The sequence below is a fragment of the Rhodococcus sp. BE178 genome, assembly GCF_050433545.1.
In the GTDB taxonomy this organism is placed as follows: Bacteria; Actinomycetota; Actinomycetes; order Mycobacteriales; family Mycobacteriaceae; genus Prescottella.
Map to the genome: position 1 here is coordinate 45,434 of NZ_JBNPXA010000006.1, position 12,996 is coordinate 58,429.

Genomic DNA, 12,996 nt, shown 5'->3' on the forward strand with positions numbered 1-12,996 from the left:
ACCGAGTGCTGACATGCCGACGTGGGAACGCGGCAGGGACCGGATTTCGGGGTTTCACCGATCACCGACGGGTCCGTCAGCGAGAACGCTGGGAAGAAAGATCGACCGTCTGCGTGATCAACAGCAGGGACAGCAACAACCACCGAGGCGGCACAGATCGACTGCGCGGCGACGGGTGAGCATCAGCTCATGGTTGGCGTACACGTGGTGCAGCGTACCCGGTTTCTCAGGAAATTGAATCCCCGGATGTGAGGAGGGTCTCGATCGACGACTGGAGGTCCGTGGCCGACGGCACACCGGAAATTCGGAAGCGCTCGACCAGTGCTCCGTCGAGAATGAACGTCGTCGGCAGGGACAGGACACCGAGTGTCTTTGCGAGGGAAGGGTGCTCGTCGATATCGAGCTCCACCCCGGTGGCGGTGGGGGAGTCGGGTGAGCCGTCGGTGTCGGCGTCGAGGCGCTCGAGCACCTGCCCGATCACGCGGCGCACCGCGGCGCACGGCCCGCACCAGTCGGCCGAGAAGTGCAGAACGATCGGTCGCCCGGTGGCCGTCACGCCGGCCGCGGCGAGCTGTGCGGTCCACGCGTCGTCCACCGCGTCGGCCGTGGGGGCGGGCGTGGATGCGCGGACCTTACCGGCGCGGCCGCGCAGGATCAGCCCGACGGCGAGCGTCGCGACGACCGCGATGACCAGGATGGTGATTGCGGTCACTGCTTCGTCTTCAATTCGTCGAGGTTGACGACGACGTTGTCGCCGGACCCTTCGATGACGATCTGCGAGCCCTCCGCGTAGACCTCGGTGGGCATGACACCGAACGGGAGCGACTGCGGATCGATCGTCTTGGTGAACAGGTCGAGCACCCCCTGCCGGAGCGGTGCGGGCACCGTGAAGTCGGCCTCGCCCTCCGGCCCGAAATAGAAGTCCGTCGCCACGATCACCAACTGCTCGCCGCGCAGCACCAGGTCGGCCTGCACGCTCACCGACGTCTGCAGCGGACCCACCGGCACCGTGCCGGTCAGCACGATCCCGCCGGTGGTGGGGGAGCCGGAGCCGCCGGAACCCCCGGTGCCGTCCGACTTGCTCGCCGGAGGTGCGGAAACCTGCAGGTCAGGGATGCCGAGGAACCGCCCCAGGTCGGTGGCGTCGATCATCATCCGGCCGTCGAGATGATCGACCGGGACGGTGCGGACCGAGCCGTCGAGCAGGGCCGACGCCGGCACCGACACGCCGTTCAGGGTCGCCTCGATGGTCACCTCGCCGATCATGTCGTTCGGCACCTGCCGGGCGCGGACCTCGACGTTGTCGTACTTGCCGTTCCGCGCCTGGGTGAGGAACGGGAAACCGTGGATGGTGACCTCGGGATCGGCGGTGAGGGAGCCGCCCTCGCGGAGCGCGCGCGAGACGCGGTATTCGGAGTAGGCGGCAGCGCCGAAGTCGACGACGACGACGAGTCCGACGAGGCACACCAGTCCGATGATGAGTTTCCGCACCACATCATTCTTACCGGCCTCGCCGAGGACCGGTGCGGCGGTCCTGCGCAAACTCGCGCTAATCTGTCCCCGAAACAAGAACGTCGGTCCACTCGGTGTCGGCTCTTCCGCCGGCATTCGTGCCGCGAGAGAGGGAGGTGGAGTGGAGCTACTGCTTCTGACCTCCGACCAGAACCCCGAGGCGGTGCTGCCCTCGTTGGCGCTGCTGTCACATTCCGTTCGCCCCGCTCCGACGGAGGTGTCGTCCCTGCTGGAGGCGGGATCCGCGGACGTGGCGCTCGTCGACGCCCGCACCGACCTCGCGGCCGCGCGCGGCCTGTGCCGACTGCTCGGCAGCACCGGGTCGGCGGTCCCGGTCGTGGCGGTCCTCACCGAGGGCGGCCTGGTGGCCGTCAACTCGGACTGGGGTCTCGACGACATTCTGTTGCCGACCACCGGCCCGGCGGAACTCGACGCGCGACTGCGGTTGCTGGTCGGCCGCAACGGGGGTGTGGCGAGTCCGGAATCCGCCGGCAAGATCACGCTCGGCGAGCTCGTGATCGACGAGGGGACGTACACCGCACGACTGCGGGGTCGTCCCCTCGATCTGACTTACAAGGAGTTCGAACTCCTCAAGTACCTCGCGCAGCACGCCGGTCGGGTGTTCACCCGAGCGCAGCTGCTGCAGGAGGTGTGGGGCTACGACTTCTTCGGCGGCACCCGCACGGTCGACGTCCACGTGCGACGGCTGCGCGCGAAGCTCGGCTCGGAGTACGAGTCGCTGATCGGCACGGTCCGCAACGTCGGCTACAAGGCCGTGCGTCCCGCGCGGCCGTCGAACCGGCCCGGGCAGGCCGCCGCCGCGGACGACCTCGGCGACGCCGACTCCGACGACCCCGACCTCACTCCCACCAACGGATCGGCGTATTAGATGGCCACGCAGCAGCTCGACTGGATCGATTCACCGCCGGCGGAGGCCGTGCGGGCGATGATCGAACGGGCCACCGCGGCGGACGGTACGGCGCCGGTGTCCGAGCACGCCGTGCGCGCGCTCACCGCGGCCGGCTCGGTCCGCCACCTGGTGTCCACCTCGGACGGTCGGGTCGTCGGGTATGCGCAACTCGAGCCCGGTCACGGTGAGCATCCCGCGATGGCGGAGGTCGTGGTCGACCCCGCCGAGCGCGGGGCCGGGATCGGTGGACGGCTGGTGGCCGAGGCTCTGGAGGCCGGTGGTCCCGGCACCCGGGTGTGGGCGCACGGCAACCACCCCGCCGCGGTCGCGGTCGCGCGCCGGCTCGGACTCGTCGGCGCACGTGAGCTGCTGCAGCTGCGCCGGCCGCTCGCGACCCCCGAACTGCCCGACGTCGTCGTGCCGGACGGGGTCACGCTGCGCACGTATCGCGGACCGGAGGACGACGCGGAGCTGTTGCGGGTCAACGCCGCCGCCTTCGCGTGGCATCCCGAGCAGGGGAGCTGGACGCAGCGCGACGTCGACGAGCGCCGCGCCGAACCGTGGTTCGATCCGGCGGGGCTGTTACTCGCCTACCCGGCAGAGGGGGCTGCGGGGGACCCGAACCGCCTCCTCGGTTTCCACTGGACCAAGGTGCACGCACCCGAGAACGACACCCCGGCGCTCGGCGAGGTGTACGTGGTCGGCGTCGGCCCCGACGCGCAGGGGCGTGGCCTCGGCCGGGTGCTGACGCTGGCCGGGCTGCACTACCTGCGCGACCGCGGCCTGGAGACGGTGCTGCTGTACGTCGAGGGCGACAACACCGCGGCGCTGCACACGTACGAGCGGCTCGCATTCGAGCGGTTCCACGTCGACGTCGCGTACGCCACCCCGTCCCGATAACGGCTGTTCGTGCAGGTTCGGGTGGGTGTGACGATCCCCTCCGAAGATTTCTCTCGGGAGTTCACCTTCCGTTCACCGAACCGGGTCCAGTTGGCTACCGGCGCCCCTTACGTTTCTGGCCTGGGTGGCAGTCGGTCGCCCGGTGCGAGTCACGCGTGATTCGCGCTTCCCATGCCGCCCGGAGTCGGGCGAGACGCTAGACCAGCGGAGGACAAGGGTGAACCTCAAGCGAAACGGCGCACTGCTCGGAATGGTGGCAGTCGGTGCCGTGACGGCGATGTCTCTGACGGCGTGCGGCAGCGACAACAATGCCGCGTCGTCCACCGTCGACACGTCGGCGTCGACCGCCCTGTGCGACGGCAAGGACAAGCTCTCCGGTGCGGGTTCGTCCGCGCAGAAGAACGCGATGGACGAGTTCACCTCGGCCTACATCGCGGCTTGCCAGCAGAAGGGCAAGAACGTCAACGTCGCCTACAACCCCAGCGGTTCCGGTGACGGCCGCACGCAGTTCATCGCGAACCAGATCGACTTCGCCGGCTCCGACTCCGCCATCAAGGGCGAGCAGGCCGATCAGGCGAAGGCCCGCTGCCAGGGCAACGACGCGTGGAACCTGCCGCTCGTGTTCGGCCCGGTCGCGATCGCCTACAACCTCGACGGCGTCGACAACCTGGTGCTCAACGGCGAGACCATCGCCAAGATCTTCAACGGTGGCATCACCAACTGGAACGATCCGGCCATCGCGGCGCTGAACTCCGGCGTCAAGCTGCCCGACGAGAAGATCAGCCCGATCGTGCGTTCGGATTCGTCCGGCACCAGCGACAACTTCCAGCAGTACCTCGAGGCTGCTTCCAACGGTGCGTGGACCGCCGGCGCGGGCTCGGACTTCAAGGGTGGTGTCGGCGAAGGCGCCAAGGGCTCCGCCGGTGTCGCACAGGCCGTGGCCACCGCGCCCGGTTCGATCACCTACGTCGAGAAGTCCTTCGCGGATCAGCAGAAGCTGCCGTCCGCCCAGATCGACACCGGCTCCGGCCCGGTGAAGCTGTCGCAGGAGACAGCGTCGAAGGCCATCGCCAACGCGTCGTTCAAGGGCTCGGGCACCGGTGACCTCACGCTGGACCTGAAGTCGATCTACGGCACCACGGAAGCCGGCGCCTACCCGCTGGTTCTCGCGACCTACGAGGTCGTGTGCTCCAAGGGCTACGACGCCGCGACCACCGCGGCCGTGAAGTCCTTCCTGACCAGCGCCGCCAACGAGGGTCAGCAGACCCTCGCCGAGCAGGGCTACGTGCCGCTGCCGGAGTCGTTCCGCGCCAAGATCAACGAGTCGATCTCCGCGATCGCCTGATCGGACCCGTCGCCATTCGGACCGCCCATCTATATTCAGACAGAGAATGTGAGCGCAGATGACTGACGCGAGCACACGGTCAACACCACGCGCCTCCGGCCCCGCGGACGGCGGGGCCGGGGTGGGCGGTCCGAACGGCACCCCGGAGGTCCCGATCACTTCCCCCGAGACAACGAAGCGCAAGACGGTCACCCGTCCCGGCGACCGGATCTTCGGATCGCTGGCGTCGGGGTCGGCGGTCTTCATCACGTTGCTGGTTGCCGCTGTCGGCTTCTTCCTGATCTGGCGCGCGATTCCGGCGCTGCAGCGCAACGAGGTCAACTTCCTCACCAGCCGTGAGTGGAACACCGACAACATCAACTCGATGGCGTTCGGTGTCCTGGACCTGCTGCAGGTGACGGTGATGGTCTCGCTCGTCGCGCTCGTGCTGGCGATGCCGGTGGCGCTCGGCATCGCGATCTTCCTCACCGAGTACGCACCGAAGAAGGTGGCTCGGCCGCTGGCCTACGTCATCGACCTGCTCGCCGCGGTGCCGTCGATCGTGTACGGCCTGTGGGGCCTGCTGATCTTCGCCCCGGCGATCGCCCCGGTTGCGGTGTGGCTCAACGAGAACCTCGGCTGGATCCCGATCTTCGCGGACGGCTCCGGCTCGATCCGCGGCGGCGGCACGATCTTCACCGCCGGCATCGTGCTCGCGGTGATGATCCTGCCGGTGATCACCGCGGTGACCCGCGAGGTGTTCGGGCAGACGCCCAAGGCACACATCGAGGCCGCGCTGGCGCTCGGTGCCACCCGCTGGGAGGTGGTGCGCACCACCGTCATCCCGTTCGGCAAGTCGGGTTACATCAGTGGCTCGATGCTCGGCCTGGGCCGCGCGCTCGGCGAGACCATGGCGCTGTACATGATCCTGCGCACGACGTCGCAGGCGTTCAGCTGGTCGGTGTTCGACAGCGGATCGACGATCGCGTCCAAGATCGCCCTCGGTTACGCCGAGTTCAACAACAACATCCAGGCGGGCGCCTACATCGCCGCCGGCCTGGTCCTGTTCGTACTCACCTTCTTGGTCAACGCGGCGGCCCGCGCCGCGATCGCCGGAAAGAGGGACTGACCGATGACCAGCGTTCTCGACAAGCCCATCAAGGCTCCCGCATTCCAGGGCGTCGGATTCCGCCGCCGCTTCACCGATGTCGCCGCCACCGTGCTGGTGACCCTGTCCGTGCTCGTCGCGCTCGTGCCGCTGGTGTGGGTGCTGTGGACGGTGATCGTCAAGGGCATCGGTGCCGTCACGTCGCAGACGTGGTTCACGAACTCGCTCAGCGGTTTGTCCGCCTCGGCCGAGGGCGGCGGTATCTACCACGCGCTGATCGGCACCCTGATGCAGGGACTGGTGTGTGCGGCGCTGTCGGTTCCGCTCGGCCTGTTCGTCGCCGTCTACCTCGTGGAGTACGCGGGCAACTCGCGGCTCGGCAAGCTCACCACTTTCATGGTCGACATCCTCTCCGGTGTCCCGTCGATCGTCGCGGCCCTGTTCATCTATGCGCTGTGGATCGCGACGTTCGGCTTCCCGAAGTCGGCTTTCGCGGTGTCGCTGGCGCTGGTGCTGCTGATGGTGCCGGTCGTGGTGCGCAGCACCGAGGAGATGCTGCGAATCGTGCCGAACGATCTGCGCGAGGCGTCGTACGCGCTGGGTGTGCCCAAGTGGAAGACCATCGCGCGCATCGTCGTTCCCACCGCGCTGCCGGGCATCATCACCGGCGTCATGCTGGCCCTGGCCCGCGTGCTCGGCGAGACCGCGCCGCTGCTGATCCTGGTGGGCTACGCGCCGTTCATCAACTTCAACCTGTTCGGCGGGGAGATGGGCACGCTGCCCGGCGTGATGGTCGCGGAGATGAACAACCCGACCGATGCCGGCTCCAACCGGATCTGGGGTGCGGCACTGACCCTGATCCTGTTGATCGCGGTCCTCAACATCGTCGCGAAGACGATCGGTCACTTCGCTTCGGTGCGCAACAAGTGAGCACCGAATCGGAGGCGATCGCCGCGATCGCCGCATCCCCCGAATCTCGTCAGCACATACTCGAGCTAGCGCTCACATCAGTAGGGAGCCGGTAATGGCCAAGCGTCTGGATCTCAAGGACGTCAACATCTACTACGGCAAGTTCCACGCCGTCGCCGATGTCGGGCTGTCGGTGCCCCCGCGCAGCGTCACCGCGTTCATCGGCCCGTCCGGTTGCGGCAAGTCGACGGTGCTCCGCTCCCTCAACCGCATGCACGAGGTGACCCCGGGCGCGCGCGTCGAGGGCTCGGTGCTGCTCGACGGCGAGGACATCTACGGCTCGTCCGTCGATCCGGTGGGCGTCCGCAAGACGATCGGCATGGTCTTCCAGCGGCCGAACCCCTTCCCGACCATGTCCATCCGGGACAACGTCGTCGCCGGCCTCAAGCTGCAGGGCGAGCGCAACAAGAAGAAGCTCGACGAGGTCGCGGAGGAGTCGCTGCGCGGCGCCAACCTGTGGAACGAGGTCAAGGACCGGCTCGACAAGCCGGGCGGCGGCCTGTCCGGTGGTCAGCAGCAGCGTCTGTGCATCGCGCGCGCCATCGCGGTCTCGCCGGACGTGCTGCTCATGGACGAACCGTGTTCGGCGCTGGACCCGATCTCGACGCTCGCGATCGAGGACCTCATCACCGAGCTCAAGAAGGACTTCACGATCGTCATCGTCACGCACAACATGCAGCAGGCGGCGCGCGTGAGCGATCAGACGGCGTTCTTCAACCTCGAGGCCACCGGCAAGCCGGGCCGGCTCATCGAGATCGACGACACCGAGAAGATCTTCTCCAACCCCACCCAGAAGGCCACCGAGGACTACATCTCCGGCCGCTTCGGCTAGGGCCCCGGTCCGCGTTCCGTTCTGCGGCGCAGGGACGGCCGCGGGAACGGCCAACCGGACGTCGGCGACGAGTCCGTGGTGGTCCGACCCGACGATCTCGATGCGCTCGAGGGCGGTCACCGCGGCGCCCTTGGTGATGATGCGGTCTATGCCCGTGAACGCGGGGAGCCGACGGTTGGCCGGCATGGTGGGCAGCAGCCCGGCGCCCACCTGGTCGGCCGCGTCGGTGTAGCCGTCGGTGAGCAGCTCACGGTACTGGCGCTGGGTGTAGCTCGCGTTGAAGTCTCCGCTGACGATGACGTTGTCGCGCGGCGCGTCCGCGAGCATCTCGCCGTGCAGGCCGCGCAGTTCCGCCGCCCACAGCTGCGCCGGGAACAGGTAGGCGGGCGCGGGGTGAACCGCCAACAGGGACACGGGTTCTCGTAGCCCCACATCGAGATCCGCGGTGAGGTTCGCGGACAGGTAGCCCTCCAGATTGCGGGTGTTCGACAGCGGGAAGCGGCTGTAGATGCCGCCGCCCTCGCCACCCGGGCCGTACGACACCACGAACCGGTACGGCAGCAGGTCGTCGAGGCCGGCGGCCTGCAGTCCGTCGATCGACTCGTCGGTGAGTTCCTGGACGGTGAGGACGTCGACGCCGCGGTCGCGCACGGTACGGACCAGGGATGCGGGATCGGCGCGGCCGATCTTGGTGTTGGCCTGCATGACTCGCACCGACGGACCGGACGGGTCCGGCGTCGCGGCACCGTCCGCGCCGGGGATGTACAGCGGGGCGAGAACCCCGACGCCGACGGCGCAGACGGCCAGACAGGCCGCCTGGACGGCCCACTGCCCGGCGAACGCGGCGACGGCGGCGCCGACCAGTGCGATGACGAGCAGTGTCGGTGTCTGTCCGGCCAGCAGGACCACGAACCGGTTCTCCATGCTCACGGCCGAGGCCAGCAGGCCGAATGCTCCCGACAGTCCGCAGACCGCAGCGAAGACCCCCGCCGTCAGGCGCGCGGTCCGGTAGTCGATCACCTCTCGATCATGCCCGCCGCCGGCGAGGTCGGCCGCAGTGTTGGCGGGCCCGGAGCGTTCGAGGTGATAACCGAGGATAAGCCTCATGTCTTACTCGGTCGTTTGCAATGGCAGCTATCTGCGCATTCACTGCAATTGTCCGAATCGCCCAAACATTGCTCGAAGTTTCACTACGCTCCTGCGGCAAGCCGGATAGGAGGTGCGGACAGCGCCGAGGGGGACGGTTTCGCGATCCGTGGCTCCACATCTCGTCCGGAAGTGCAGCGCCTATCGAGAAGGACATCACGTGAAACTGAAGACCCTTGCTCCGGCGATCGCAGCCCTCGCCACCGTCGGCCTCGTGGCCTCGGGTTGCAGCAACGACAGTTCCGCCGACGCCGCCGAGAATGCCGCGACGGGCGATCCGATCAAGGTCGGCCAGATCCTCGCGATCGAGGCGGGTGGCGTGTCGGTGGCCAGCCAGGCGGCCGGCATGACGGCGTCGATCCAGGCCCTCAATTCCCGCGGCGGCGTGTCAGGTCGGCCACTCGAGCTGATCCAGTGCGACTCGATGGGCGATCCCAACAAGGAGGTCGACTGCGCCAACGACATGGTCGGCAAGGGCGTGACCGCCACGCTGGCCGACTTCACCCCGGCGTCGCCGGAGGCGGTGTCGCAGATCCTCGCGGCGGCAGGTATCCCGCGCATCGGCATGAACCCGATGAACATCGCGGACTTCACCGCACCCAACGTCTTCACGCCGTTCGCGGGGTCGCTGCTCACGCTCTACGCCAATGTCGACGCGCTCGTCGCGCAGGGCAAGACCAAGCTGTCGCTGATGCGCCCCGACGTCCCGGTCGCGGCCATGCTCAGCCAGATGCTCACGCCCGCGGTGAAGGCGAAGGGGGCCGAGATCGTCAACGAGGTCGCGGTGGGTGCCGGTGCGACCGACTACACGCAGTTCATCGCGGCGGCCGAGCGCAACGGAGCGCAGGGCGTCATCATGGCGCTGCCCGCCACCGAGGCCAACCAGATGGCCGACGCGTTCGAACAGCTCGGGTCGAAACTCGGATTCGCGCTGGCGGCAACCGGATTCACGCAGGCCGACCTGCAGGACCTGGGTACGTTCGCGACGTCGTCGATCTACACCAGCCCGGTGCCGGCGCCGTCGTCGAGCACCGACCAGTTCCCGGGGCTGGTCCCGTTCCTCGACGACATGTCCGCGTCCGGCGAGGAGAACCTGGAACGCGCCAACCTCAACGGCACCGAGATCTTCTCGTGGCTGTCGGTGCGCGCGTTCGGTGAGGTCGCCCAGACCCTCGACACGATCGACGCGTCCGCGGTGATGCAGGGATTCCAGAACGCCACGGACATCGACATGCTGGGCCTGGTCCCGGCGTGGACACCGAACGCGGTGGAGCCGTTCGGCATCTTCCAGCGCGTGTCGAATTCGATGATGTACCGGATGACGTTCGACGGTGACGTCGTCGTCACCGATCCGAACATGTTCGATCTGCGGACCCAGTAGCGCAGACGGCGCGGGGTCCGGCCGGTGCCGGGCCCCGCGCCGATCGTGCTGGGGGCTCTAGAGCTCCGGGTACGACGTGAGGTCGTCGGAGTCGTTGCTCGGTTCGACCGGCATCTTGCCGGTGACGAGGAAGATGACCCGGCGCGCGACCTCGACGGTGTGGTCCGCGAAGCGCTCGTAGAAGCGGCCCAGGAGCGTCACGTCGACGGCGGCTGCGACACCGTGCGACCACTCCCGGTCCATGAGGACGCTGAACAGGTGGCGGTGCAGGTCGTCCATCGCGTCGTCCTCTTCGTGCATCTTCGCTGCACGTTCGGGATCGCGGGTCTCGAGGACTTCCTTGGCGCCGGCGCCGAGCGCGACGGCGATCCGGCCCATCTCGGCGAAGTAGCCGTTGACCTCTTCGGGGAGGACGTGGTTGGGGTGCCGGCGGCGCGTGATCTTGGCGACGTGCAGCGCGAGCGCACCCATGCGGTCGATGTCGGAGACGATCTGGATACCGCTGACGACGGACCGCAGGTCGCCGGCGACCGGGGCCTGCAGGGCAAGGAGGGCGAACGCCCGTTCCTCGGCCACGACACTCAGCTCGGTGATCTTCTCGTGCTCGCCGATGACCTGCTCGGCGAGACCCAGGTCGGCGTGCAGGAGGGCCTGGGTGGCCTTCTCCATGGCCGCCCCGGCCAAGCCCGCCATCTCGCCGAGGGTGTCGGCGAGCTCGGTCATCTGTTCGTTGTAAGCGACGCGCATGAGGTCACAGCCTACGGTGCAGCGGAAACCAAGTCACCCCGGTCAGGTGAACGGTGGGTGAATGCCAGGCGCAGTTCCGGCGGTCAGGTGCAGGGATTGTCCGTCGCGTTGGTGACTGCGAGGTCGGCGGGCAGCTCGATCTCCTCGTCGGCGCCGACCCGTGCGTGCCCGGCGTCGACGGGCGTGCCGGCCTCGACGGGGGCGACGAGGGTGCGGTCGAACTCGCTGCCGAGAACCACCTCGACGATGTTGCCGAGGCCGGATACCGATTCGAGCACCGCACCGGGGATGGACGACGCCACGGTCGCAGCCTCGGCCTCGCGGCCGGGGGAGAACCGGACGACGGTCTGGCTGCTGGTGCCGGTGTAGTTGCCGACGCTGTAGATCTGGAACCCATACGCGGCGAGCTGGTCGGCGGTCGTGGCGGCCAGCCCGGAGACGCCCGAGCCGTTGGATACCTGGAGCGTCACCTCTTCCGGACTCAGCGCGAGCTGGTCGACGGCGTGGTCCGGGGCGGGCGCGGCGTCCTTCTTGGTGTCCTCGGTGCGCTTCTCGCCCGGGAGGGGCTCGTCGTCGATGATCGCCTTGAAGATGTCCTTGATGTCGTCGAGTCGGGGGATCTCGTTGCCCCACTCGTTGGTTCCGGCGGTCGGGACGGTGATGAACGTGACGGCGCCGGCGTCGACGTTGCGCAGCGACTGGCCGAGCGTGAGTAGCGACTTGGTGTCGATGTTCTCGACGAACGTGGCCCGGGTGAACGCGTTGATGAAGCCGTTGAGCTTGGTGGGATCGAACAGCACCTTGCTCGACATCGCCTCACGCAGCAGCGCCGACAGGAACAGTTGCTGGCGTTTGATCCGGCCGTAGTCGCCGTTGCCCTCCGCCTCGACGTGACGGGCGCGCACGTAGTCGAGCGCCTTCTTGCCGTCGAGGGTCTGGGTGCCCGCCGTCGGCAGGATCGTGCCCAGCTCACCGTCGATCAGTGGTTGCGGGACGCACACCTTCACGCCGCCGACCTCGTTGACCATGTTCTCGAAGCCCGCGAAGTCCATGCCGACGAAGTGGCGGATCTTCACACCGGATACCTTCTGGATCACCTTCACCAGGCACTTCGGTCCGCCGAGTGCGTAGGTGGCGTTCAGCTTGTCGCCGTCGGCGGCGGGGTACGTCTCGTCGGTGTATTCGCCGGTCGTGCTGTCCCAGCCCTGACAGACCGGCCGCTCCACGTCGAGGTCACGGGGGAACGACACCGCGACGACGCGGCTGCGATCGGCCGGGACGTGGACGAGCATGACGGTGTCCGCGCGGGCGCCCTCGGCGTCCTCGACGGTGCCGGCGCCCACCGCTCCGGCGGCTCCGGCGCGCGTGTCGGTGCCGACGATCAGATACGTCTCGTCGCCGGTCTGCCCGCCGGGGTCGATGATGTCGGTGGAGTCGGTGTCGAGTGCGGCGATCTGCGAGAACCGGCCCTCGGTGGTCCTCAGGTATCCCCACACGACGCCGGTCGCGAGCAGCGCCATGACCGCGACGAGCGCGACGGCGGACCGTCCGAACAGCAGTAGCTTGCGTTGCCTGCGGGTCTTGCTCGCGGCGAGCCTGGTCGGCTGGGGGTTGCCGACGGCCTGGGGTGACGCGGTCGTCACAGCCTCTTCCACCCAGTTCGGGGCGGACGGCTCGGGGTCGTCGTAGGGATCCTCGGCGAACAGGTAGTCGTCGTCGGTGACGGACGGGATGATCTCGGTCGGGTCCTGGTCGTCCATCGGGTCGACGTCGGAACCGTAGCCGGCGACTCGGGCGTCGTCCTCGTCCGCTCGGGCGCGCCGCCCGCGGGAGGCCCGGCCCGCGGGCCGGCCCATCTTTTCCATCAGTTCGGCGACGGACAGCCGTTCACTCGTGTCGCCGTCGTCCGCGCGTCGGCCTGCGGATCCGGGCGTGTCGATCGCTCCCGGATCGGACTCGTGACGCCCGTGTCTGCGGGCCTGCGCTTCGCGATAGGTGCTGTCGGCGAGGGGGCGCTCCCAGGGCGCTCGGCCTTCCGGCGCGGCGTGACCGGGATTGTGCTCGTCACCCACCGATTCGCCCTGACCTCTCCGCCTCCAAAAAAGTACCGTCGCTCGACGACGTCGCAATGATACTGATGGATGACCTCCGTGGCATCAGTGCGCGC

Annotated in this window: 13 protein-coding genes and 1 pseudogene; 8 read left to right on the forward strand and 6 right to left on the reverse strand. The window is 68.3% G+C overall.

Annotated elements, in window-relative coordinates:
• Positions 1-117 precede the first annotated feature (117 nt).
• From J2X34_RS12965 to J2X34_RS12975, 3 genes are read right to left on the reverse strand one after another with little or no spacing between them, the layout of a single operon-like run.
• Positions 118-297 (reverse strand): putative leader peptide, encoded by a 180-nt coding sequence (locus J2X34_RS12965; protein WP_368077031.1) that lies wholly within the window; start codon positions 295-297, stop codon positions 118-120.
• Complete coding sequence (locus tag J2X34_RS12970) at positions 227-712, reverse strand: thioredoxin family protein (RefSeq protein WP_429517635.1); 486 nt, start codon at positions 710-712, stop codon at positions 227-229. Before J2X34_RS12970 ends, J2X34_RS12965 begins: the two co-directional genes overlap by 71 nt.
• Entirely contained in the window at positions 709-1,491 is a 783-nt protein-coding gene (locus J2X34_RS12975; protein ID WP_174908352.1) for an LmeA family phospholipid-binding protein, read from the reverse strand. The genes J2X34_RS12970 and J2X34_RS12975 overlap by 4 nt, the downstream gene beginning before the upstream one ends.
• Positions 1,492-1,633: 142 nt before the next feature.
• On the opposite strand from J2X34_RS12975, the gene J2X34_RS12980 reads away from it, so the two are divergent.
• From J2X34_RS12980 to pstB, 6 genes are all read left to right on the forward strand, one after another.
• On the forward strand, positions 1,634-2,401 hold the full coding sequence (locus J2X34_RS12980; protein WP_114720795.1) for a winged helix-turn-helix transcriptional regulator: 768 nt from the start codon (positions 1,634-1,636) through the stop codon (positions 2,399-2,401).
• Entirely contained in the window at positions 2,402-3,322 is a 921-nt protein-coding gene (gene mshD, locus J2X34_RS12985; RefSeq protein WP_429517638.1) for a mycothiol synthase, read from the forward strand.
• A gap of 217 nt (positions 3,323-3,539) precedes the next feature.
• Positions 3,540-4,667 (forward strand): phosphate ABC transporter substrate-binding protein PstS, encoded by a 1,128-nt coding sequence (pstS, locus tag J2X34_RS12990; RefSeq protein WP_114720801.1) that lies wholly within the window; start codon positions 3,540-3,542, stop codon positions 4,665-4,667.
• A 58-nt stretch (positions 4,668-4,725) separates the two neighbouring features.
• A complete protein-coding gene (gene pstC / locus J2X34_RS12995; protein WP_114720803.1) occupies positions 4,726-5,775 on the forward strand; it encodes a phosphate ABC transporter permease subunit PstC in 1,050 nt (349 codons plus the stop codon).
• A 3-nt stretch (positions 5,776-5,778) separates the two neighbouring features.
• Positions 5,779-6,684, forward strand: coding sequence for a phosphate ABC transporter permease PstA (gene pstA, locus J2X34_RS13000; protein ID WP_114720806.1), 906 nt, complete (start codon positions 5,779-5,781; stop codon positions 6,682-6,684).
• A gap of 94 nt (positions 6,685-6,778) precedes the next feature.
• Positions 6,779-7,555: a phosphate ABC transporter ATP-binding protein PstB gene (gene pstB, locus J2X34_RS13005; RefSeq protein WP_114720809.1), complete on the forward strand. Its 777-nt coding sequence runs from the start codon at positions 6,779-6,781 to the stop codon at positions 7,553-7,555.
• 138 nt (positions 7,556-7,693) lie between these two features.
• Here the strand turns inward: pstB and J2X34_RS13010 are convergent.
• Positions 7,694-8,260: pseudogene (locus tag J2X34_RS13010) on the reverse strand (endonuclease/exonuclease/phosphatase family protein); the annotation flags it as partial.
• On the opposite strand from J2X34_RS13010, the gene J2X34_RS13015 reads away from it, so the two are divergent.
• Together J2X34_RS13015 and J2X34_RS13020 are read left to right on the forward strand one after the other, a co-directional pair.
• Positions 8,259-8,567 (forward strand): hypothetical protein, encoded by a 309-nt coding sequence (locus J2X34_RS13015; protein WP_429517642.1) that lies wholly within the window; start codon positions 8,259-8,261, stop codon positions 8,565-8,567. The pseudogene J2X34_RS13010 and the gene J2X34_RS13015 sit on opposite strands and share 2 nt — an antisense overlap.
• A 294-nt stretch (positions 8,568-8,861) precedes the next feature.
• Positions 8,862-10,082, forward strand: coding sequence for an ABC transporter substrate-binding protein (locus tag J2X34_RS13020; RefSeq protein WP_429517643.1), 1,221 nt, complete (start codon positions 8,862-8,864; stop codon positions 10,080-10,082).
• A gap of 57 nt (positions 10,083-10,139) precedes the next feature.
• Here the strand turns inward: J2X34_RS13020 and phoU are convergent, their stop codons facing one another.
• Entirely contained in the window at positions 10,140-10,829 is a 690-nt protein-coding gene (phoU, locus tag J2X34_RS13025; RefSeq protein WP_114720818.1) for a phosphate signaling complex protein PhoU, read from the reverse strand.
• 83 nt (positions 10,830-10,912) lie between these two features.
• Positions 10,913-12,901: an LCP family protein gene (locus J2X34_RS13030; RefSeq protein WP_114720821.1), complete on the reverse strand. Its 1,989-nt coding sequence runs from the start codon at positions 12,899-12,901 to the stop codon at positions 10,913-10,915.
• Positions 12,902-12,996 lie beyond the last annotated feature (95 nt).

Bases quoted from the DNA above. Each gene is read 5' to 3' on its own strand.
- pstB (WP_114720809.1), top strand. From the start codon at position 6,779: ATGGCCAAGCGTCTGGATCTCAAGGACGTCAACATCTACTACGGCAAG.
- J2X34_RS13015 (WP_429517642.1), top strand. From the start codon at position 8,259: ATGACTCGCACCGACGGACCGGACGGGTCCGGCGTCGCGGCACCGTCC.
- pstC (WP_114720803.1), top strand. From the start codon at position 4,726: ATGACTGACGCGAGCACACGGTCAACACCACGCGCCTCCGGCCCCGCG.
- pstA (WP_114720806.1), top strand. From the start codon at position 5,779: ATGACCAGCGTTCTCGACAAGCCCATCAAGGCTCCCGCATTCCAGGGC.
- phoU (WP_114720818.1), bottom strand. From the start codon at position 10,829: ATGCGCGTCGCTTACAACGAACAGATGACCGAGCTCGCCGACACCCTC.
- mshD (WP_429517638.1), top strand. From the start codon at position 2,402: ATGGCCACGCAGCAGCTCGACTGGATCGATTCACCGCCGGCGGAGGCC.